Source organism: Rhizobium sp. WSM4643, assembly GCF_025152745.1.
GTDB classification, from domain to species: domain Bacteria; phylum Pseudomonadota; class Alphaproteobacteria; order Rhizobiales; family Rhizobiaceae; genus Rhizobium; species Rhizobium leguminosarum_I.
The window spans coordinates 4163067-4183105 of the sequence record NZ_CP104040.1 but is presented as its reverse complement, the minus strand read 5'-3'; the positions used below and the strand labels follow the sequence as shown (position 1 = coordinate 4183105).

The 20039-nt window shown below is 61.2% G+C and carries 21 protein-coding genes and 1 riboswitch; of the genes, 13 read left to right on the top strand and 8 right to left on the bottom strand.

Going from position 1 to position 20039, the window contains the following annotated elements:
* The first annotated feature begins 1 nt into the window (after position 1).
* Positions 2–952, top strand: a complete 951-nt coding sequence (locus N1937_RS20630) for a GNAT family N-acetyltransferase (RefSeq protein ID WP_170281859.1) — start codon at positions 2–4, stop codon at positions 950–952.
* Between the two features lie 68 nt (positions 953–1020).
* On the opposite strand, the gene N1937_RS20625 is transcribed toward N1937_RS20630, so the two are convergent.
* Positions 1021–1953, bottom strand: coding sequence for a dihydrodipicolinate synthase family protein (locus N1937_RS20625; protein WP_260056874.1), 933 nt, complete (start codon positions 1951–1953; stop codon positions 1021–1023).
* A gap of 321 nt (positions 1954–2274) precedes the next feature.
* On the opposite strand from N1937_RS20625, the gene N1937_RS20620 reads away from it, so the two are divergent.
* The 8 genes from N1937_RS20620 to N1937_RS20585 all read left to right on the top strand — a co-directional run bounded on the left by N1937_RS20620 (position 2275) and on the right by N1937_RS20585 (position 10330).
* The gene (locus tag N1937_RS20620; protein WP_222279712.1) at positions 2275–4491 is read left to right on the top strand and encodes a primosomal protein N'; all 2217 of its coding nucleotides are present in this window, start codon (positions 2275–2277) and stop codon (positions 4489–4491) included.
* 79 nt (positions 4492–4570) lie between these two features.
* On the top strand, positions 4571–4960 hold the full coding sequence (locus N1937_RS20615; RefSeq protein ID WP_017966272.1) for an AGROH133_08824 family phage infection protein: 390 nt from the start codon (positions 4571–4573) through the stop codon (positions 4958–4960).
* 255 nt (positions 4961–5215) lie between these two features.
* Entirely contained in the window at positions 5216–5782 is a 567-nt protein-coding gene (locus N1937_RS20610) for a F0F1 ATP synthase subunit delta (protein ID WP_017966273.1), read from the top strand.
* On the top strand, positions 5782–7311 hold the full coding sequence (atpA, locus tag N1937_RS20605; protein WP_017966274.1) for a F0F1 ATP synthase subunit alpha: 1530 nt from the start codon (positions 5782–5784) through the stop codon (positions 7309–7311). Before N1937_RS20610 ends, atpA begins: the two co-directional genes overlap by 1 nt.
* A 28-nt stretch (positions 7312–7339) precedes the next feature.
* The gene (locus N1937_RS20600) at positions 7340–8224 is read left to right on the top strand and encodes a F0F1 ATP synthase subunit gamma (protein WP_017966275.1); all 885 of its coding nucleotides are present in this window, start codon (positions 7340–7342) and stop codon (positions 8222–8224) included.
* A 23-nt stretch (positions 8225–8247) separates the two neighbouring features.
* Positions 8248–9684, top strand: coding sequence for a F0F1 ATP synthase subunit beta (gene atpD / locus N1937_RS20595; protein ID WP_017966276.1), 1437 nt, complete (start codon positions 8248–8250; stop codon positions 9682–9684).
* Entirely contained in the window at positions 9684–9923 is a 240-nt protein-coding gene (locus N1937_RS20590; protein WP_003543462.1) for a hypothetical protein, read from the top strand. Before atpD ends, N1937_RS20590 begins: the two co-directional genes overlap by 1 nt.
* Positions 9923–10330 (top strand): F0F1 ATP synthase subunit epsilon, encoded by a 408-nt coding sequence (locus N1937_RS20585; RefSeq protein ID WP_017966277.1) that lies wholly within the window; start codon positions 9923–9925, stop codon positions 10328–10330. The genes N1937_RS20590 and N1937_RS20585 overlap by 1 nt, the downstream gene beginning before the upstream one ends.
* Positions 10331–10487: 157 nt before the next feature.
* On the opposite strand, the gene N1937_RS20580 is transcribed toward N1937_RS20585, so the two are convergent.
* The 7 genes from N1937_RS20580 to N1937_RS20550 form a co-directional block, all read right to left on the bottom strand.
* A complete protein-coding gene (locus tag N1937_RS20580; RefSeq protein WP_170281856.1) occupies positions 10488–11225 on the bottom strand; it encodes a sugar transferase in 738 nt (245 codons plus the stop codon).
* 167 nt (positions 11226–11392) lie between these two features.
* Positions 11393–12613: an acyltransferase family protein gene (locus tag N1937_RS20575; RefSeq protein WP_260056873.1), complete on the bottom strand. Its 1221-nt coding sequence runs from the start codon at positions 12611–12613 to the stop codon at positions 11393–11395.
* A gap of 120 nt (positions 12614–12733) precedes the next feature.
* Positions 12734–13744, bottom strand: a complete 1011-nt coding sequence (locus N1937_RS20570; RefSeq protein WP_222292952.1) for an ABC transporter substrate-binding protein — start codon at positions 13742–13744, stop codon at positions 12734–12736.
* 67 nt (positions 13745–13811) lie between these two features.
* A complete protein-coding gene (locus N1937_RS20565; RefSeq protein ID WP_260056872.1) occupies positions 13812–14624 on the bottom strand; it encodes an ABC transporter ATP-binding protein in 813 nt (270 codons plus the stop codon).
* A complete protein-coding gene (locus N1937_RS20560; RefSeq protein WP_222292971.1) occupies positions 14621–15427 on the bottom strand; it encodes an ABC transporter permease in 807 nt (268 codons plus the stop codon). The genes N1937_RS20565 and N1937_RS20560 overlap by 4 nt, the downstream gene beginning before the upstream one ends.
* Positions 15428–15470: 43 nt before the next feature.
* Complete coding sequence (locus N1937_RS20555) at positions 15471–16103, bottom strand: YkoF family thiamine/hydroxymethylpyrimidine-binding protein (protein ID WP_170278729.1); 633 nt, start codon at positions 16101–16103, stop codon at positions 15471–15473.
* Positions 16094–16207, bottom strand: a riboswitch (TPP riboswitch). (Overlaps the previous gene by 10 nt.)
* Positions 16208–16451: 244 nt before the next feature.
* Positions 16452–17048 (bottom strand): NADPH-dependent FMN reductase, encoded by a 597-nt coding sequence (locus tag N1937_RS20550; protein ID WP_162116842.1) that lies wholly within the window; start codon positions 17046–17048, stop codon positions 16452–16454.
* An 83-nt stretch (positions 17049–17131) separates the two neighbouring features.
* On the opposite strand from N1937_RS20550, the gene soxR reads away from it, so the two are divergent.
* The 4 genes from soxR (at position 17132) to N1937_RS20530 (ending at position 20014) form a co-directional block, all read left to right on the top strand.
* On the top strand, positions 17132–17596 hold the full coding sequence (gene soxR / locus N1937_RS20545; protein WP_017966285.1) for a redox-sensitive transcriptional activator SoxR: 465 nt from the start codon (positions 17132–17134) through the stop codon (positions 17594–17596).
* A 117-nt stretch (positions 17597–17713) separates the two neighbouring features.
* Positions 17714–18484 (top strand): SDR family NAD(P)-dependent oxidoreductase, encoded by a 771-nt coding sequence (locus N1937_RS20540; protein ID WP_026154366.1) that lies wholly within the window; start codon positions 17714–17716, stop codon positions 18482–18484.
* A 104-nt stretch (positions 18485–18588) separates the two neighbouring features.
* Positions 18589–18936 carry an ArsR/SmtB family transcription factor gene (locus tag N1937_RS20535; RefSeq protein WP_162116840.1) on the top strand — a complete coding sequence of 116 codons (348 nt, stop codon included), beginning with the start codon at positions 18589–18591 and terminating at the stop codon, positions 18934–18936.
* 184 nt (positions 18937–19120) lie between these two features.
* The gene (locus tag N1937_RS20530; protein WP_162116839.1) at positions 19121–20014 is read left to right on the top strand and encodes a LysR family transcriptional regulator; all 894 of its coding nucleotides are present in this window, start codon (positions 19121–19123) and stop codon (positions 20012–20014) included.
* Positions 20015–20039 lie beyond the last annotated feature (25 nt).

The window sequence follows — 20039 nt, the reverse complement described above, 5'->3', positions numbered from 1 at the left end:
CATGGCACGGCGCGATTCCATGACGGCTTTCGGACAGCTCGCGGAAGCGATCGCTCTCGTTTCACAGGGAAAGCCCGGTCATATCGTCGATACGCTGATTGCCGAACGCGGCCAGAGGATCGTGAAAAATCCGCTCTGGCCGCTCATGCGGCCGTTCCTCTATACGCTGCTGCGCTACAACAAGGCGCTCGAATTCGCCAATGCGGTCGCCAAAATGCCGGGCTTCCAGTCGTTCGAATATATGAGCGACATGCTGAAACTCGACATCGGCATCACCAACGGCGAACGCATTCCCGATACCGGCGGCTTCATCCTCGTCAGCAACCATCCGACCGGCATCGCCGACGGCGTTGCCGTGTTCGATCTGTTGAAAGCGCGCCGGCCGGACATGATGTTCTTTGCCAATCGCGATGCCATCCGCGTCAATCCACGGTTTGCCGAGATGATCATTCCCGTCGAATGGCGGGAGGAGCATAAGAGCAAGCCGAAGGCGCGCGAAACGCTGCAGCTGACCAACCATGCGGTCAGGGAAGGCAAGGCGACAGTGCTCTTTCCCTCAGGCCGCATCGCCTATTGGGCGAACGGCCGGCTGAACGAACGTCCGTGGAAGACCTCGGCCGTCGGGCTGGCGCGCAAATACAATCTTCCGATCCTTCCCGTCCATGTGACGGCACGCAATTCCGGCCTGTTCTACTGGCTGGCGAAATGGTCGACGGAGCTTCGCGACATGACGGTCTTTCATGAACTGCTGAACAAACGCGGCGACCGCTTCGATTTCGTCATCGGCAATCTCATTCCGGCCGAACAGCTGGACGGCGACCTCAACGAGGTGACAAAGGCGCTGGAGAAACATACGGTACACGACATGGCGAGAAATGGTGACGCGAGTTTCGTGCCGGTCGGCCTGCCGATTGCGCCGACGCGCCGCGAAATTCCGGTTCCTGCCATCTAACCACCGGCATTGCCATGACGATCGATATCCGCAGCGATGATCCAGCGGCTTCGGATTTGACCGGTGCTTCACGCCCCGATTTCCTTGAGGCGGATGGCCTGGCGCGCCAGCAAGCGCTCGACGTCGGCAATATCGAGCGCCGACAGCTTGGCGCTTGGCTTGCGCAGGGTGGCGGACTTGATCACACCGCGCTTGGCAAGCACATATTTGCGCGAGGCAAGACCGATGCCCTGCTGCTGTTCGTAGCGGGCGAGTGGCAGATAGGCGTCGAAGATCGCATGGGCGCGATCGGGATTTCCGGCGGCATAGGCCTCGACGACGCCAACCATCATCTCCGGATAACAAAAGCCGGTCATGGCGCCATCGGCGCCCCGGCCCATTTCTTCGGGCAGGAAAAGCCCGCCATTGCCGCAAAGGATCGAGATACGCCGCATGGCGCCCTTGTCGCTGGCGGCGCGAAGTGCTGAGATCTTCGAAAGACCCGGCCAATCCTCGTGCTTGAGCATGACACAGTCCGGCACCTCGTTGACGATGCGCTCGATGACCTTGGGCGCGATCGTCACATTGGTGGTGAGCGGATAATCCTGCAGCACGAAGGGTGTATCGCCCAGGGCCTCCCCGACCGATTGATAGAAGGCGAAAGCCTGATCGTCGGTCTTGATGGTCCAGGGTGGCGCGACCATGACGCCGGCCGCACCCTCACCCATGACGGCTTCGGCGAGTTCGCTCATCGGCGCAAGCCCTGGCGCCGAAACGCCGACGACGACGGGGAGGCGGCCGTCGAGGCGCTTCAGCACCCGTTCGACGACTATCCGCGATTCCTCGGCGGTCAGCTTCGGGGCCTCGCCGAACTGGCCAAGCACCGTCAGGCCGGTGACGCCGGCGCCTTCGTAAAAATCGACCATGCTCTCGATGCTGGCGAGATCGAGCGCGCCGTCATCGGTGAAGGGGGTCACGGCGATCACATAGACGCCCTTGGCATCTTCGGTCAGTCTGGCCATTGGTGCTCTCCAATTCAGCGGCCGAAGAACAGCGCTTCGGCATTTCGAACAAAAACCTTTTCGGCAATCGTGCGATCGTCGATGGCGGCTTGCATGGTCTCGATCAGCTCGGCGTCATCGGGCATGCCGTCCCCCATGCGACTGCACACTCCATTTGCAACCGCGGGGTGATCATGCGCAAGGGCTTCACCGTAGAGAGCTAAGACAAAATTCGCTGCATTGTAACCGGGCTCGGATCTTTAAATCGTCGCTATGACGCGGAACGCATCGCCTCGTCTTTGCGGTTCCAATTCCATCGATTTGCGGGCATGGTCTCGCGCGATGAGCACAGATTCGTCCGATCTCTTTGGCGCGCTTTTCGAGGCACCGCCCGCGAACCGAACGGTTCCCGTGCTGGTGCCGATGCCGGCGCCGAAACCCTATTCCTATTCAGTGCCGGATGGCATGGCGGTCGAGCCCGGCTCGGTCGTGCAGGTACCGCTCGGGCCGCGGCAGGTGATCGGCGTCGTCTGGGACGGCGGCGAGGACGGCGTCGATCCGAAGAAGCTTCGACCGATCAGCCATGTCTTCGACTGCCCGCCGCTTGCCAGGGAGATGCGGGATTTCATCGATTGGGTGGCGACCTATACGCTCTCGCCGCCCGGCCTGGTCGCGCGCATGGCGCTGCGGGCACCGAACGCCTTCGAGCCGGAACCGATGGTGGAGGGCTTGAAGCTCGTCGGCGGCGAACCGGAGCGGATGACGCCGGCGCGCGCCCGGGTGCTCGATACGGCCTCCGACGGCTTTTCCTGGACACGCAGCGGCCTTGCGCATGCGGCGGGTGTCTCGACGAGTGTCGTCGACGGGCTGATCACGCTCGGCATCTTCGAGACGATCTTCCTGCCGCCGCCGCCGGTGGTGGCGATGCCCGATCCGAATTTTGCCGCCGCACGTCTCGAAGGGCCGCAGAAGCAGGCGGCCGAAGAGATCGTTTCCGACGTCCGCAAGGGCGAATTTTCGGTGTCGCTGATCGACGGGGTGACCGGCTCCGGCAAGACCGAGGTTTATTTCGAGGCGATTGCCGAAACGCTGAAACGCGGCAAGCAGGTGCTGATCCTGCTGCCGGAGATCGCGCTGACGGCCAGTTTCATGGAGCGCTTCCAGGACCGCTTCGGGGCAAAGCCGGCCGAATGGCATTCCGATCTTGCGCCGCGCATGCGCGAAAAGGTCTGGCGTCAGGCGGTGACCGGCGAAGTGCGGGTGGTGGCGGGCGCGCGCTCGGCGCTCTTCCTGCCCTTCGAGGATCTCGGCCTGATCATCGTCGACGAGGAACACGATCCCGCTTACAAGCAGGAGGATCGCGTCTTCTACAATGCTCGCGATATGGCTGTCGTGCGCGGCCGCATCGGCGATTTTCCGGTCATTCTGGTGTCGGCGACGCCGTCGGTCGAAAGCCAGGTCAACGGCCAGAGCGGGCGCTACAGCACCGTTCACCTGCCGACGCGTTTCGGCGATGCAGCAATGCCGGACCTGCATCTCATCGATATGCGCCGGCATGCGCCGGAGCGGGGCGGCTTCCTGTCGCCGGTGCTGATCCGGGCGATCGGCAAGACTGTGGAAAAGCGCGAACAGGCGCTGCTCTTTCTCAATCGGCGCGGTTATGCGCCGCTGACGCTCTGCCGGGTCTGCGGCCACCGGTTCCAATGCCCGCAATGTTCGAGCTGGCTGGTGGAGCATCGTTTCCGTAAGCAGCTGCAATGCCATCAATGCGGCCATGCCGAGCGCACGCCGGAGGCCTGCCCGGAATGCGGCACGCTCGACCATCTCGTCGCCTGCGGGCCAGGCGTCGAGCGCATCGCCGAGGAGGTGGAACGGCATTTCCCGGAGGCGCGGACGATCGTTCTCTCCTCGGATATCATGGGCGGGGTGAAGCGGCTGCGGCTGGAGCTGGAAGCGATCGCCAAGGGCGAAGCCGATATCGTCATCGGCACTCAGCTCGTGGCCAAGGGGCACAATTTTCCGCTGATGACGCTGGTCGGAATCGTCGATGCCGATCTCGGCCTTGCCAATGGCGACCCGCGCGCGGCCGAACGCACCTTCCAGCTCTTGTCGCAGGTGACGGGCCGGGCCGGGCGCACCGGCCTCGAGAGTCACGGGCTGCTGCAGACCTACCAGCCGCAGCATCCTGTCATGCAGGCAATTGTCTCCGGCGATTCCGACGCCTTCTACGAGCGCGAGATCACCGAACGCGAACGCGCCCTATTGCCGCCCTTCGGCAGGCTGGCATCGATCATCGTCTCGGCCGAAACTCGCCACGACGCCGAAAACCATGCGCGCGGCATGCGCAACGCCGCCCCACAGGTTTCGGGCATCTCGGTGCTCGGTCCGGCCGAAGCGCCGCTCGCGCTGGTGCGCGGCCGCCACCGCTTCCGTCTTCTGGTGCACGGCCGGCGGAACTCGGACATGCAGGGATTCCTGCGGGCACTGCTGTCGCAATCGCCCAAGGAGCGCGGATCGGTGCAGGTGCAGCTGGATATCGATCCGCAGAGTTTTCTCTAAATGAATGGCGCCGCCATTCCCTCCTTTTTCGGCCCATGCCATAAAACACTGATTCATCCGGGTGATTTGGGGCTGACGCATGGAGTTTTATTTTCCGACGGAGTTTGGCGAGCAGCTTGCCTTTTGTTCCGCCGCTTTCACGGCGCTCGCCGGTTTCATCATGATGTTCGCGCCGGGCCATACTTTCCGTCTTCTGGGTCTGCAGGCGCAGGAGGGGCGGCCGGAAGGCTTCGGCGAGGGGCGCTCGATGGGCGGTTTCTATCTCGGCTTCGGGCTGTCGGCGATCATGCTCGCCCAGGACTGGATCTACATGGCGCTCGGCGCCTCCTTCGCGATGGCAGCCTTTGCCCGTGTCATCTCGATCCTGTCCGATAAGGGGAGTAATCTCGTCAACTATTTACTCCTGGTTGTGCAGATCGCCTTGGCGGCGCTACCGCTGCTCTACGTTTTCGGCTTCATCCAGACGTGACTCTCGCTGCCGGCAGATGGCTCGTTTGGCCTGCTTTCAGGCCATTGCGCGATTTTGCAGACAGAAATTCATGCGAAAGGCGTATTCAGGCATTACGCGTGTTGCGAGTCCGAACATCCTATGTTAGACGGACCCCGAATTTCGGAAGAAGCAAGAGGCTTCTCTTGTGATTTCTGGGGGAAATCAAAACGAATTCAAGATCATAGGTTCGGCGCCCGCCGAGAGCCGGATTTTGGGTTGAAATCAGGGAAATTTGTGCCAGTGGCAGACACGTCCCAGCTTACTTCTGGTGTTGCAGAACGCTATGCCTCGTCGCTTTTCGAACTGGCGCTCGAGCAGGGCGCCGTCGACAGCGTCACCGCCGATCTCGACCGTTTCCAGGCGATGCTGGATGAGAGCGCCGATCTGAAGCGCTTCGTCGCAAGCCCGGTTTTCTCAGCTGAAGACCAGCTGAAGGCGATCGTCGCCATCAGCGAGAAGGCCGGCATCAGCGGTTTCTTCGCCAATTTCCTGAAGGTCGTGGCGCGCAACCGCCGCCTGTTTGCCCTACCGGGCATGATCAAGGCCTTCCGCATCATCGCCGCGAATCATCGCGGTGAAATCTCCGCCGAGGTCACCTCGGCGCATGCGCTTTCGCAAGCGCAGGAAACCGAATTGAAGGTGGCACTCAAGAGCGTTACCGGCAAAGACGTGACGATTGCCGTCACGGTTGATCCGTCAATTCTTGGTGGTCTGATCGTTAAGGTCGGGTCCCGTCAGATTGATACGTCTCTTCGTACCAAACTCTCTACCCTTAAGCTCGCATTGAAAGAGGTTGGCTGATGGATATCCGCGCCGCGGAAATTTCCGCAATTCTCAAAGACCAGATTAAAAATTTCGGCAAAGAGGCAGAAGTCTCGGAAGTCGGCCAGGTTCTCTCCGTCGGTGACGGTATCGCTCGTGTCTACGGTCTGGACAATGTCCAGGCCGGTGAAATGGTCGAGTTCCCGGGCGGCATCCGCGGCATGGCTCTGAACCTCGAATCCGACAATGTCGGCGTCGTCATCTTCGGCTCCGACCGTGACATCAAGGAAGGCGACACCGTCAAGCGGACCGGCGCCATCGTTGACGTTCCGGTTGGTCCGGAGCTGCTCGGCCGCGTCGTCGACGCGCTCGGCAATCCGATCGACGGCAAGGGCCCGATCAACGCGACGCGCCGTTCGCGCGTCGACGTCAAGGCTCCCGGCATCATTCCGCGCAAGTCGGTTCATGAGCCGATGTCGACCGGCCTCAAGGCCATCGACGCGCTGATCCCGGTCGGCCGCGGCCAGCGCGAGCTGGTCATCGGCGACCGCCAGACCGGCAAGACCGCGATTCTTCTCGATGCCTTCCTCAACCAGAAGGCCATTCACGAAAACGGTCCGGAAGGCGAAAAGCTTTACTGCGTCTACGTCGCCATCGGCCAGAAGCGTTCGACTGTCGCCCAGTTCGTCAAGGTGCTCGAAGAGCGCGGCGCGCTGAAATATTCGATCATCGTCGCCGCCACCGCTTCCGATCCGGCGCCGATGCAGTACCTGGCGCCCTTTGCCGGCTGCGCCATGGGCGAATATTTCCGTGACAACGGCATGCATGCGCTGATCGGTTACGACGACCTGTCCAAGCAGGCCGTGTCCTACCGCCAGATGTCGCTGCTGCTGCGCCGCCCGCCGGGCCGCGAAGCCTATCCGGGCGATGTTTTCTATCTGCACTCGCGCCTGCTCGAGCGCGCTGCGAAGATGAACGACGACAAGGGCGCCGGTTCGCTGACCGCTCTGCCGGTCATCGAAACGCAGGGCAACGACGTCTCGGCCTTCATTCCGACCAACGTGATCTCGATCACCGACGGCCAGATCTTCCTCGAAACCGACCTGTTCTACCAGGGTATCCGCCCGGCTGTGAACGTCGGTCTGTCGGTTTCGCGCGTCGGCTCCTCGGCACAGATCAAGGCGATGAAGCAGGTTGCCGGCTCGATCAAGGGCGAGCTTGCCCAGTATCGCGAAATGGCCGCCTTCGCCCAGTTCGGTTCGGACCTCGACGCTGCGACGCAGCGCCTGCTGAACCGCGGTGCGCGCCTGACCGAACTCCTGAAGCAGCCGCAGTTCTCGCCGCTGAAGACGGAAGAGCAGGTCGCCGTGATCTTTGCAGGCGTCAACGGCTATCTCGACAAGCTGCCGGTCGCTTCGGTCGGCAAGTTCGAGCAGGGCTTCCTCTCATATCTGCGTTCGGAAGGCTCCGCCATCCTCGACGCGATCCGCACGGAAAAGGCAATCAGCGACGATACCAAGGGCAAGCTCACCGCTGCTCTCGATAGCTTCGCAAAGTCTTTCTCGTAATCAGGCCCTAAGTTAGGACGGATCACGGATGCCTTCACTTAAGGATCTGAAAAACCGGATCGCCTCCGTCAAGGCGACGCAGAAGATCACCAAGGCGATGAAAATGGTCGCCGCGGCGAAGCTTCGGCGTGCGCAGGAGGCGGCCGAGGCCGCCCGGCCTTACTCGCAGCGCATGGGTGCGGTTCTGGCGAATATCGCCAAGGCCGTCGCCGATGCCGACGGTGCGCCGACGCTGATGACCGGCACCGGCCAGGACAAAGTCCATCTGCTGGTGGTCTGCACGGCCGAACGTGGTCTTTGCGGCGGTTTCAACTCGCAGATCGCACGCTTTGCACGCGAACATGTCCGCAAGCTGCTTGCCGAAGGCAAGACGGTGAAGATCTTCACCGTCGGCAAGAAGGGTTACGACATCCTTCGCCGCGAATTTGCGTCGCTGATCATCGAGCGCAAGGAATTGCGCGACGTCAAGCGCGTCGGTTTCGAGAATGCCGACCAGATCGGCAAGCGCATCATCGAGATGTATGCTGCCGGTGAGTTCGACGTCTGCACGCTGTTCTACTCCGAATTCAAGTCGGTGATCAGCCAGATTCCGACGGCGCAGCGGCTCATCCCGGCTTCGGCGGGAGCTGTCCAGGCCGAAGATGCCGCCCACGCAGGCGCCGTCTACGAATACGAGCCGGATCCGGCATCGATCCTCGAAGATCTGATCCCGCGCAACATCTCCGTCCAGGTCTTCCGCGCGCTCCTCGAGAACGTTGCGGGCGAGATGGGCGCCAAGATGAGCGCTATGGACAATGCGACGCGTAATGCCGGTGAGATGATCAACAAGCTGACGCTGAGCTACAACCGCCAGCGTCAGGCGCAGATCACCAAGGAACTCATTGAAATCATTTCGGGCGCGGAAGCGCTCTGAGGCTAGGAAAAGAGGGTCAGAAAATGGCTGAGGCAGCTACCCCCAAGATCGGCTCTGTCGGCAGAGTCACCCAGGTTATCGGCGCCGTCGTCGACGTTGCTTTCGAAGGCGAACTGCCGAAGATCCTGAACGCGCTGGAAACCACCAACAACGGCAACCGCCTGGTTCTCGAAGTTGCGCAGCACCTTGGCGAAAACGTCGTCCGTACCATCGCGATGGACTCGAGCGAAGGTCTCGTCCGCGGCCAGGAAGTCGCTGATACCGGCGCTCCGATCATGGTTCCGGTCGGCAACGAGACGCTCGGCCGCATCATGAACGTCATCGGTGAGCCGGTCGACGAAGCCGGTCCGCTGGTCACCGCTCACAAGCGCGCCATCCACCAGGATGCACCGTCCTATGTCGAGCAGTCGACGGAATCGCAGATTCTGGTCACGGGCATCAAGGTCGTCGACCTTCTGGCTCCCTATGCACGCGGCGGCAAGATCGGCCTCTTCGGCGGCGCCGGCGTTGGCAAGACGGTTCTGATCATGGAGCTGATCAACAACGTCGCCAAGGCGCATGGTGGTTACTCGGTTTTTGCGGGCGTCGGTGAACGCACCCGTGAAGGCAACGACCTCTACCACGAAATGATCGAATCGAACGTCAACAAGCATGGCGGCGGCGAAGGCTCGAAGGCCGCGCTGGTTTACGGTCAGATGAACGAACCGCCGGGCGCCCGCGCCCGCGTCGCCCTGACCGGCCTGACGGTCGCCGAACACTTCCGCGACCAGGGCCAGGACGTTCTGTTCTTCGTCGACAACATCTTCCGCTTCACGCAGGCAGGTTCCGAAGTGTCGGCTCTGCTCGGCCGCATCCCGTCTGCCGTCGGTTATCAGCCGACGCTCGCAACCGACATGGGCCAGATGCAGGAGCGCATCACCACGACGACGACCGGCTCGATCACCTCGGTCCAAGCCATTTACGTTCCGGCCGACGACTTGACCGACCCGGCGCCGGCAACCTCGTTCGCCCACCTTGACGCAACGACGGTTCTGTCGCGCTCGATCGCTGAAAAAGGCATCTACCCGGCCGTCGATCCGCTCGACTCCACGTCGCGCATGCTCGACCCGATGGTCGTTGGCGAAGAGCATTACGACGTCGCCCGTAAGGTCCAGTCGACGCTGCAGCGCTACAAGGCTCTCCAGGACATCATCGCCATCCTTGGCATGGACGAACTGTCCGAAGAGGATAAGATTGCTGTCGCCCGCGCCCGCAAGATCGAGCGCTTCCTGTCGCAGCCGTTCTTCGTCGCCGAAGTCTTCACCGGCTCGCCGGGCAAGCTGGTTGCTCTCGAAGACACGATCAAGGGCTTCAAGGGCCTCGTCAACGGCGAATACGATCACCTGCCGGAAGCCGCCTTCTACATGGTCGGCTCGATGGAAGAAGCGGTCGAAAAGGCCAAGAAGCTCGCAGCCGCTTAATGAGCGATGCGCTAGACGAGATATTCTGCTGCGACTCCCTGAAAGGGGTCGTGGCGGATCTTCCGGAACCAGCCGCGCCGACCGTCTATCGCGCCGATAACGGCGTGCTGATGATGGTGGTGGGTCTGGTTCAAAGCGAGGAAGGCCTCGGTTATCTCGACCAAGCGATAATGCACTGCCCGTTCTGCGGGACTAAATTGCAAGATGCGAAAGCCATAGCCGAGAAGGTAAGTCACTGATGGCTGACAATTTCAACTTTGAGCTCGTTTCGCCGGAGCGCCTGCTGCTGTCGGAGATGGTGACCGAGGTCGTTATCCCCGCGACTGAAGGCGAGATGACGGTCATGGCAAACCATGCACCGACGATGACGACGATCAAGCCGGGCGTCGTGAGCGTGCGCTCGGCCTCCGGCAAGAAGCAGGATTACGTAGTGTTCGGCGGTTTCGCCGATGTCCTGCCGACTGGCTGTACATTGCTGGCCGAATCCGCGGTTCCAGTCGAGGAGCTCCACAAGGACGAGCTGACGCGCCGCATCGAGGCTGCCCGCAAGGAGCTCGAACATGCCGAACTGCACGAGCACAAGTCGAAGCTCGAACACTTCATCATGGAACTGACGCATTTGCGCGGCGTCGTTCAACAGGATTGATTACAATCGGTAAGATCCATAAAAAGCGGCCGCGATGGCCGCTTTTTTGTTTCTGCCTTTATCTGTCGATGTGCGGAAAACAGGGCTATCGGCCGAGCTGAAATTAAGACGCGGCGCCGTAGGACCGCCTACCTCTGGCGGCGATGCCTGATCATTCTCAGAAGCCCGTGCCGCCGCGCAGCTCTATGGAGACCGTCCGGAGCAGTATCTTCAGGTCGAGCAGCAGGCTGAAATTCCTGACATAATAGATATCGCAGGCGATGCGGGCGCGGGCTTCCAGCGGTCGCGTCGTCGGGCCCCGCCAACCGCGTGTCTGCGCAAGACCGGTGATGCCGGGGCGCATGATGTGGCGCTGATGGTAGTCCGGCACCAATTCCTCGTAGAGTTTGCCGGCTGCCCGCATGTTGATGGCGTGGCAGCGCGGGCCGACCAGCGACATCTCACCCCTGAGGACGTTGAAAAGCTGGGGCAGCTCGTCGATATTGGTCTTGCGGAGCACCGCGCCGATGCCGGTCACCCGGCTGTCGCCCTTGACCGTCTGTTGAACGCCGCTCGGATCACAAGCTTCGGCGCGCATCGACCGGAACTTGAAGACCGTGATCTTGCGGCCGTTCATCCCCCAGCGGATCTGGCGAAAAAACACCGGACCGCCATCGTCGAATTTGATGAAAAGCGCGATTGCCAGAAAAAGCGGCGCCAGCACCATGAGGGCGCTGACGGAGGCGACGATGTCGATCAACCGCTTCACACCCAGCCGCACCGCCATTTTTCTTTCGACAGGGGAAAAGCTATCCGGCTGGCGAATGTTGGAGTTCGCTATAACCAGGATCTTGGTTTTGTCCTGACGCTGAGACGGATCGAAGCGTGAATTCGTCTTCGAAGTAAAAGCATTCATTACGCAAGGTCCAGAAGTTTAGATGCGGTACTGAACAACAGTGAGACAGATACAGGGTCACGTATCGTTTGTCATCGGTATAAATAAAAATTTGATAACCCTAAAGACGCCAAAAATGGGAGTATTTCGCGTTAACCTTAATGCCTGTAGTTGCGCTTGCGGGAAATTTATACTTTGAAAGGAGTAGCCCGAATGGGTTGACGCGACGTCAGCCGGTTTCCGAAATCGATCGCCGGCTTTTCCAGCAGGAAGTAGCTGAGGCTCGCGACCAGAAGGATGAGCGCCGCCGCCAGCCCGCAAGATTGCAGCCAGCCGATAACGACATTCTCCGAGGCGACGCCAAACGAGCCTGAGTCGAGCCTCTGGATCAATATCAGGATGATCTCCTGCCAGATATAGATGCCGAATGAGATCTTTGCGATGTAGCGGACTGGAGCGTTGTCGAGCAGCCTGCCCAGGTGTTGCGAATGGCTGAGCGAAACGAGCGCCGTTGCGACCGCCAGTGGAAAGACCGGAAAACCATAGGGGATTTCGAGCCAACCGTAAGCTTCGGCGGAGCCGCCGGGCGATATCACGAGGCGGTAGCCGGCAACGGCGAGGGCCAGGGCCGTTGCGGCATCGAACCAGGAGGAGCGTCTTGTTGGCAGCATGACCTCGACGCCCGCGGCAAGCGCGCCGAGCGCGAAGACGGCAAAGAAGCCGATCGGATTATATCTCGGCATCCACTCCTTCGCCCCGCCCTGCAGGCCGTACTGCCAGCCGCGTCCGATGTCGTCGAGCGGAAGCAAGCTCAGGATCAGCACATGGGCGAGAAGTACGGTTGCGATGACGCAAAGCCAGGCGAAGCGGGCAAGCAACGGGCGCTGCCTCAGGACGGGCAGACGGAACAGCAGGAGAAAGCAGATCGGCAGGAGCACATAGCTGGTGACCTCGAAGGGGATAGACCAGAGCGGCCCGTCGGCTTCGACAGGAAACAAGGTGCGCCAATGCCACTGGCTCATGAACAGCAGCCCCGAGACGTAGCGGAGTGCAAGCTCCGGCGTCAGCGGCAGGGCAAGCAGCGTCAGGCTGAGGGCGAAGCCGATGGTGGCGGCGAACCAGAAGCCCGGAGAGATGCGCGCCGCCCTGCGGATCGCGTAATGCCGGAGGCTCGGCATGGCGCTGCCGGCGTCGAGCGCGCGCCAGAAGGGATGGGCAAGAAGAAAGCCGCTGAGCACGAAGAAGATGGCGACGCCGAAATTGCCGAAGCGGAGGATGTGTGCAGTCGGTCCGAGTTCATCGGGGATTCTGCGCATATCCAGCCGCAGCGCGAGGTGGTGGGCGAGCACCAGCAGACAGGCCGTCGCGCGCAGAAAGTCCGCTCCGGCCAGTCTCTCCTGTTGTGGCATCTTGTTCCCCGCCCTGCCCAGAGCATGATGCCGAAAAGTGTGAGCGGTTTTCGGACGACATCATGCTCCGGGTCTCGGACTTTGCAGCGGAAAGCCGCGACGGGCAAGGCAGGGGCGGGCTCAGGCGAGGAGTTCGTTGGTATAATAGGTGGAAAAATCCGGCTTCTCTTTGAGTGCGGCGCCATTGGCATCGACCAGAATGCCGTTTTCGACCAGGAAGCCGCCGATGGCGTCGGCCTTTGCCGGGTCGATCGTACCGATCACACCGGCCTCGGATTTTAGGAAGTGCCCCTCGATCAATGCCTTCTGGGAAGCCTTTACCAGTTCCGTATTCATCAGTGCGCCGTTGCTTCCAGCGATCAGCAGGTCGCAGGCTTCGTCGGGATGGTCGACGGAATAGGCATAACCCTTTCGTGTCGCCTGGATGAAGGCGCGGGCGTGCTCCCGGCTTGCGGAGAGATAGGCGTCGCTGGAGACAATGACCGTCGTCTGCTCGTCGGGAATGCCATAATCGGAATAGTGGAAGCGGCCGATCTTCCGATTTTCCAGCTCGGCGGCGATGCCTTCCCAGGTGTAGATCTCCAGCGTGAAATCGATCGAGCCATTGTCCAGCGCCTCGTAAGCGGAGGTGCCGAGGGTGACGGTCTTGACGTCGCCTTTGCCGCCGTCATTGCGGATCATCGCGGAGATCAGCGCGCTCTCCCAGGTGCCGCCAAAGCCACCATAGGTCTTTCCGTCGAGGTCTTTCGGGCTCTTGATGTCGTCGCGTCCGCCCTTGAAGATCAGGCGTGCCGTTTCTGTCTGGACGACGCCGTAGACCATCTTCACGTCACCGCCGCCAGCGCGTTGCGTGAGGGTTTCGATCTCGCTGCTGATGCCGAAATCGGCAACGCCGTTGGACACCAGCGTTCCGGCGCTGGTATCGGTGAAGGGAAGAATTTCGACATCGAGGCCGGCATCGGCATAGAAGCCCTTCGCCTTGGCGACATAGATGCCGATATGGTTGGTGTTGGGTGTCCAGTCGAGCGCCATGCGGACCTTTGCGGGCGCCGATTGGGCGAAGGCGGTGCGGCCGGCGAGGCTTGCCGCAATGGCGGCGAAGATCGTCTGGCGACGGGTGAGAAGCAGCATGGTGACCTCCTCAGGTCTCTAAGCATGATGCCGAAAAGTGTGAGCGGTTTTCGGACGACATCATGCTCTAACTCTTTAAATTAGAATAGGATTCAGATTTTAGGCCGACCGGCCCAAAACCATCCTGTTCCAGCGGATGAAGCAGGGTTTGCAGGATTTCGGTTTCGATCGCCTGGGCCGCCGGCGAGCCGAGATCGGCAATGCTTCTCGGACGGGGCAGGGGAACGCGGAATTCGCGGATGATACGCGCCGGACGGGCCGAAAGTACGTAGATCCGGTCGGAGAGGAACACGGCCTCGCGAACGTCGTGGGTGATCAGCAGCGCCGTCCAGCGATGTTCGGTCCACATGCCCTGCAGCCATTCCTGCATCTGCATGCGTGTCAGCGCGTCCAGCGCGCCGAAAGGCTCGTCGAGCAGCAGCATGTCCTGGGTCTGGACGACGGTGCGCAGCAGCGCGGCGCGCTGGCGCATGCCGCCGGACAGTTCGGAGGGGTGGCGATGCTCGAAGCCGGCGAGGCCGAAGCGCTCGAACAGAGGCGCGATCGCGGCGCGGGCCGCGCGGCGGCTCATACCGTGCACCTCAAGGCCGAGTGCCGCATTGTCGATGATCCGGCGCCAAGGCATCAGCGCATCGCGCTGCGGCATGAAGGCAAAGGAATGCGGCGCTTGTTCCAGCGGCGTGCCGTTGAAAAGCATAGTGCCGGAATCGGGCCGAAGCGCCTGTGTCAGCAATCGAAGTACGGTCGATTTTCCGGAGCCGGATGGGCCTACGATCGAAACGAACTCGCCGCTTTCGACAGCGAGCGAAATATCGTCCAGCACCTTCATGCCGTCGAAGGACTTCGAGATATTGCTGAGTTCAACCATTCTATCGCTCATCGCCGCCGCTCCCCGGATGGTTGCCAGGGCATGACGAGGCGCTGAATGATCAGCGTCGCTGCGAAGAGGCAGAGTGTCAGCACGGCGCTGACGATAACGGCGGCGAGCACGAGATCGGGACGAAAATTGTTCTTGGCATTGAGGATATAGATGCCGAGGCCGCGGGCGGCGCCGGCATATTCGGCAAAGATCGCGCCGACCACGGCATAAGTGATCGAGATCCGCAGACCGGCGAAGAAATAGGGCAGCGAGGAGGGGAGCCGTGCCAGGCAGAAAACCCGCCAGCGGCTCGCCTTCATCGAATTCAGCAATTCGGCGATGTCACGGTCGGTCGATTCATAACCCTGCAGCAAGGCGACGAGCAGTGGGAAGAAGGTGACGAGCGCCACCAGCAGGATCTTCGGCAACAGGCCGAAGCCGAACCAGAGGACGACGAGGGGCGCGATCGCCACCAGCGGCAGGGTCTGACTGGTGATGAAGATCGGCAGCAATGCCCGGCGCATGAAGGGCACGAAATCCATGAGGATCGAGGCAGCGAAGGCGAAGCCAAGCGACAGGGCGAAACCTCCGAGTGTCGCGCCGAGCGTCGGCCAGGTATTGGCGATCAGCGCCTCGCGGTTCAGCCAGCCCTGGATGACGATGCGCGAAGGCGCCGGCAGGATGGATGGTTTGATGCCGGAAAGATCGACATAGAGTTCCCACGCCGCCAAAAAAACGCAACCGGCAAGCAAGGCGGGTATGCCCCGGTAGAGAGCGGCGCGGAGCGCGGCAAGGCGCGAATCCGATGGGTTTGACAGTGTCATCAGCGTTCGATTTCAAGCTTTCGTCGGCAGCAAATTCAAGGTGCTACAGCGTCCTTTGCGCGTCTGAAAAGACGCGCGGCGTTGTATTGGCCGACACCGTGATGTCGAGGGTCACATGCCCTTCGGGGTCGCCGAAGCGACAGAAGGCCTCACGAATGGTGGCGAAGACCGCGCTGGCATCGCCGGAAAGCCTAGTGCAGAAATTTTTGGCGCGGTCGAAAGTGCCGGAGCGCTTCAGGAAGTCGATGCAGCCATAGATCTCGTCCATATGGGTACCGGTGCCCATGACGTAGAGCGAGAATTGCGCAGCGGTCGGCCGTCCGCTCTCGGTGGCGATGTCAACGGCGGCAAGTGCGGCTCTTATGCGCTCGGCAAGCGGCTCCGCGTGACCGAGGGAAGGGTTGACACCGCAGATGGCGTCGTCGGGCTCGCCGGGGCAGCCGCGTGAAACGGCGGCGGACAGCACGCAATGCTCGCCGGTCCTTGCGGCGGCGACGAAAAGGTCGTGCATGGCGGCGAAGAGGATGTCAGGCGGGCCGACCAGCAGTGTGGAGATGTCATCGGTCTCGATGCGCAGCCGGTCGCGATAGGGATCGAGCGCCTTGACGGCATCGAGAATGATGCCGACGAAATTGCCGGACATCGGATAGAGTGACACTTGTGCGCCTGAGAACATCTGAACCTCGCTCCGCTGGCATTACCCAGATCAGCTTTGAAGGGTCCAGAGGCTTGCGCCTCACATCTCAGCCCCGGCGATACGGAGCTCCCCTGTTATCTGCGCGGAAACTATCACCGGGGTTTTCTCCCCGCAACCGCAAAATTGCGAGCCCGTCCGTGCGGTCGGAATGAAGCCGAGGTGACGGAAAACACCCCGGACGGGGTCCTGCCCGGGTGTTCCCAATGGTTCCGTACCTGCCGGGAACGAAACCGGAGCTTCCTGCCTCAGGCGGCTGGCGCATAACCCCGAAAATCGGAATCGATTTTCGGAAAGGATCATGCGCAGATTCAAAGTGATAGAGCGCCCTTAGCGGGTCTGAAAAGACACGCGGCGCTCTATTCCGGCATAAGGACGATCGCTACGGGCAGTGACGAGTGCCCGCGTCCACCATTCCAGCCTCGCCATCATCCGATCGAGCAAACGCAGTGCATCGGCGGGATTGTCGAGCCGCCCGTCCGTGTCGAAGCGGTTCCAAGGTGCGGCAAAGCTCACCGAATCGCGGATCGTGACGGCGTGGAGTTCGGCAAAGACGAGCCGCAGCTGTTCGACGGCGCGCAGGCCGCCGGATATGCCGCCATAGGAAACGAAGGCGACCGGCTTGCCCTGCCAGGGCTCGAAGAAGAAATCGATGATCGACTTCAACGAGGCGGTGAAGCTGTGGTTGTATTCCGGCGTGACGATGATGAAGGCGTCGGCCATGCCAAGTCGCCTGGCGAGCCTGTCGATTTCGGGGTGCGTCATGTCACGGTTGGCCGGCAGCGCGAAATCCAATGGGTCGATGATGTCGATATAAAATTGCGGGAAGCGGAGGAGTTCCTGCGTCAGCCATTTGACCACCCGGTCGCAGATGCGGCCCTCTCTCGTGCTCCCATAGATGACAGCCAGCCTGGTGGGTGTTTGCATGCGTTGCTCCTTGTTGCGATTGGACTTTACGATTGCGGGAGCAAGGGTTATAAAACCTCAACTAATATTGAGGTCAAGAGGCGATGGACACAATTCCTGCAGCGCCGCTCGGCAAGCTCCTGACGGTCGGCGAAGTGGCAGAGCGCAGCGGCCTGGCCGTCTCGGCGCTGCATTTTTACGAGACCAAGGGGCTGATCTCGAGCATCCGCTCCCGCGGCAATCAGCGGCGCTATGGGCGCGACGTGCTTCGTCGGCTCGGCATCATCAAGGTGGCGCAGCGTGTCGGCATTCCGCTTTCGGAAATCCAGGCGGCGTTCACGTCCCTGCCGCAGGGGCGCACGCCGACCGTCGCCGACTGGCAGACGCTGTCGGCGCGTTGGAAGGATGATCTCGACGCGCGAATCAGGCGCCTTAGTCTGCTGCGCGACCGTCTGACCGGCTGCATCGGCTGCGGCTGCCTGTCGATCGAAAGCTGTCCGTTGCGCAATCCCTGCGACCGGCTGGGCAAGGAAGGGCCAGGCGCGCGGCTTCTGGAGGCCGAAAGCTAATCTTCCGCCGGAAGCCTTGCCGGAAAGATCGATGCGCGCCTTTCTTTCGGTCGGCGCGCTCATATGTTAAGGGCGAATGACGCAACCGGCGGCACTGTCCGCGAGGAGGACGGCTTCGTGTTCCATCCCAGACTATTCGAAAATCGCAATGTGGTCGTTACCGGCGCCGGTCGCGGCATCGGCCTTGAGGTGGCCCGGCAGTTCCTGGACTGCGGTGCGAGGGTGATCGTCCATACCGGGCGAAAGCCGGGACGCGACCTGCCGGATTTCCTGCTGACGGCTGAATCGGAAAGACGGGCGCTGCTGCTGCACGCCGATTTCTCCGCGGCCGGCGGGGCAGCGCAATTTGCTGAAGATGCTCTCGCCTTCTTCGACAAGGTCGATGTGCTCGTCAACAATGCCGGCACCATGCTTGGCCGTTTTCCCGCTGCCACACTCACCGACGCAGAATATGAGGCGGTCGTGCGGCTCAACCAAACATCGGTGGTGGCGCTGACGCGGGCGCTGCTGCCGGCATTGAAGGCGGCTGAAGCCGCTGCCATCGTCAACACGGTTTCGATTTCGGCGCTGACCGGCGGCAGCCCCGGTTCTTCGATCTATTCGGCCTCGAAAGCCTTCGTTGCGACTTATTCCAAGGCGCTTGCCCGTGAGCTCGCACCGGACGGAATCCGCGTCAATTGCGTGTCGCCAGGAACGATCGAGACGGATTTCCATGAACGCTATTCCTCCCGCGAAAAGCTTGAGCAGACGAGAAAATCCATCCCCCTGCAGCGGCTCGGCACGCCGGAGGACTGCGCTCCCGCCTATCTGTTCCTGGCGGCTCCCTCGCTCTCGGGCTACATCACCGGACAGGTGATCGAGATCAACGGCGGTCAGCTTATCTGCTGATTTGCTTGGACCTTTTTTGGCATTTCATCACTTTTGACCAATTCGCATTTGCGAATATGCTATTTGTGCTGATCTACCTCATCGCCTCTCTTCCGAGATCCAGAATGCCGTTGCCCAAACCCGAGCCGGGGATCACCGGCCAGGAATTGCACAAACTCGCTGGAAAAGCCCACGAGGCGAGCGATCTGCTGAAAGCGCTAGCGCACCAGACGCGACTTCTGATCCTCTGCATACTGGCGAACGAGGAGCGGACGGTGAGTGAAATCGAAAATATCCTCGGCATGCAGCAGGCAATGGTCTCGCAGCAACTGGCGCGGTTAAGGCTCGAAGGCCTGGTCCACACGCGCCGTCAGGGCCGGCTGGTCTATTACAGCATCGGCAATGTCAACGTGCTTGGCTTCCTCGAATCGCTGTTCGATCTTTTTCCGGCTGCAGAAACAGTTAGAGCCTGACACCGAAAACTGTGCGCGGTTTGCGGACGACATCATGCTCTATTTGTTTGAATTAGATCAGGATTCAGCTTTTTAAGCCGATCGGCCTAAAATCACCCTGATCTAGAGACCGGCCTTGCGGAGCACCGCTGCTGTGTCAAAGATGAACTGACCCGGATGATGTCATGCCGGATCGGGAGACCGGATGATCGACAAGCTGGAATTCTTCATCGCCCTTGCCAATGAAAAGCATTTTGGCCGCGCCGCGGAGGAGTGCGGGATCTCGCAGCCGACGCTTTCGGCTGCCATCCGGCAGCTCGAGGATCAGCTTGGCGTCATGCTGGTGCAGCGCGGTTCGCGGTTCCAGGGGCTGACGCCTGAGGGGCAGCGCGTGCTCGAATGGGCCCGACGCATCGTCGGCGATGCCCGCACCATGCGCGAGGAGATGCGCGCTGCGCGCCGCGGTCTTTCCGGCCACATCCGCCTCGCCGCCATTCCGACCGCGCTTGCCATGCTGTCGCGCATCACCACGCCATTTCAGGAGCGGCATCCCGGCGTGACCTTCTCGATCGTCTCGCGGAATTCGCTGCAGGTGCTGAGCATGCTCGAAAACCTCGAAATCGATGCCGGCATCACCTATCTCGAAAACGAGCCGCTCGGCCGCGTCACGACCGTTCCCCTCTATGCCGAGCGCTATAATCTGATCACGGCTGCAGGCAGCCCGCTGTCCGATCGCGACAGCGTGACCTGGCGAGAGATCGGCGATCTTCGGCTTTGCCTATTGACTGCCGACATGCAGAACCGCCGCATCATCAACCGCCACTTGACGGAAGCGGGCGCCACAGCGCATCCGACGCTCGAATCCAATTCGATGATCGTGTTGTTCTCGCATGTCAGGACTGGACGCTGGGCGAGCATCATGCCGCGCAACGTTGCAAAATCCTTCGGATTTCCAGTGGAAATCCGCATGATCCCGATTGTCGAGCCGGAGGCGCATCATCTGGTCGGCCTTGTTGCGCCTTATCGTGAGCCCTTCACGCCGCTTGTCTCGGCCTTGCTGTACGAGGCGAGGGCACTCGTGCGAGACGAAGAGCTTTGATAGAAAAAACCTATCAAGCAACGAG

Bases quoted from the DNA above. Each gene is read 5' to 3' on its own strand.
- N1937_RS20630 (WP_170281859.1), top strand. From the start codon at position 2: ATGGCACGGCGCGATTCCATGACGGCTTTCGGACAGCTCGCGGAAGCG.
- N1937_RS20625 (WP_260056874.1), bottom strand. From the start codon at position 1,953: ATGGCCAGACTGACCGAAGATGCCAAGGGCGTCTATGTGATCGCCGTG.
- N1937_RS20620 (WP_222279712.1), top strand. From the start codon at position 2,275: ATGAGCACAGATTCGTCCGATCTCTTTGGCGCGCTTTTCGAGGCACCG.
- N1937_RS20615 (WP_017966272.1), top strand. From the start codon at position 4,571: ATGGAGTTTTATTTTCCGACGGAGTTTGGCGAGCAGCTTGCCTTTTGT.
- atpA (WP_017966274.1), top strand. From the start codon at position 5,782: ATGGATATCCGCGCCGCGGAAATTTCCGCAATTCTCAAAGACCAGATT.
- N1937_RS20600 (WP_017966275.1), top strand. From the start codon at position 7,340: ATGCCTTCACTTAAGGATCTGAAAAACCGGATCGCCTCCGTCAAGGCG.
- atpD (WP_017966276.1), top strand. From the start codon at position 8,248: ATGGCTGAGGCAGCTACCCCCAAGATCGGCTCTGTCGGCAGAGTCACC.
- N1937_RS20590 (WP_003543462.1), top strand. From the start codon at position 9,684: ATGAGCGATGCGCTAGACGAGATATTCTGCTGCGACTCCCTGAAAGGG.
- N1937_RS20585 (WP_017966277.1), top strand. From the start codon at position 9,923: ATGGCTGACAATTTCAACTTTGAGCTCGTTTCGCCGGAGCGCCTGCTG.
- N1937_RS20580 (WP_170281856.1), bottom strand. From the start codon at position 11,225: ATGAATGCTTTTACTTCGAAGACGAATTCACGCTTCGATCCGTCTCAG.
- N1937_RS20575 (WP_260056873.1), bottom strand. From the start codon at position 12,613: ATGCCACAACAGGAGAGACTGGCCGGAGCGGACTTTCTGCGCGCGACG.
- N1937_RS20570 (WP_222292952.1), bottom strand. From the start codon at position 13,744: ATGCTGCTTCTCACCCGTCGCCAGACGATCTTCGCCGCCATTGCGGCA.
- N1937_RS20565 (WP_260056872.1), bottom strand. From the start codon at position 14,624: ATGAGCGATAGAATGGTTGAACTCAGCAATATCTCGAAGTCCTTCGAC.
- N1937_RS20560 (WP_222292971.1), bottom strand. From the start codon at position 15,427: ATGACACTGTCAAACCCATCGGATTCGCGCCTTGCCGCGCTCCGCGCC.
- N1937_RS20555 (WP_170278729.1), bottom strand. From the start codon at position 16,103: ATGTTCTCAGGCGCACAAGTGTCACTCTATCCGATGTCCGGCAATTTC.
- N1937_RS20550 (WP_162116842.1), bottom strand. From the start codon at position 17,048: ATGCAAACACCCACCAGGCTGGCTGTCATCTATGGGAGCACGAGAGAG.
- soxR (WP_017966285.1), top strand. From the start codon at position 17,132: ATGGACACAATTCCTGCAGCGCCGCTCGGCAAGCTCCTGACGGTCGGC.
- N1937_RS20535 (WP_162116840.1), top strand. From the start codon at position 18,589: ATGCCGTTGCCCAAACCCGAGCCGGGGATCACCGGCCAGGAATTGCAC.
- N1937_RS20530 (WP_162116839.1), top strand. From the start codon at position 19,121: ATGATCGACAAGCTGGAATTCTTCATCGCCCTTGCCAATGAAAAGCAT.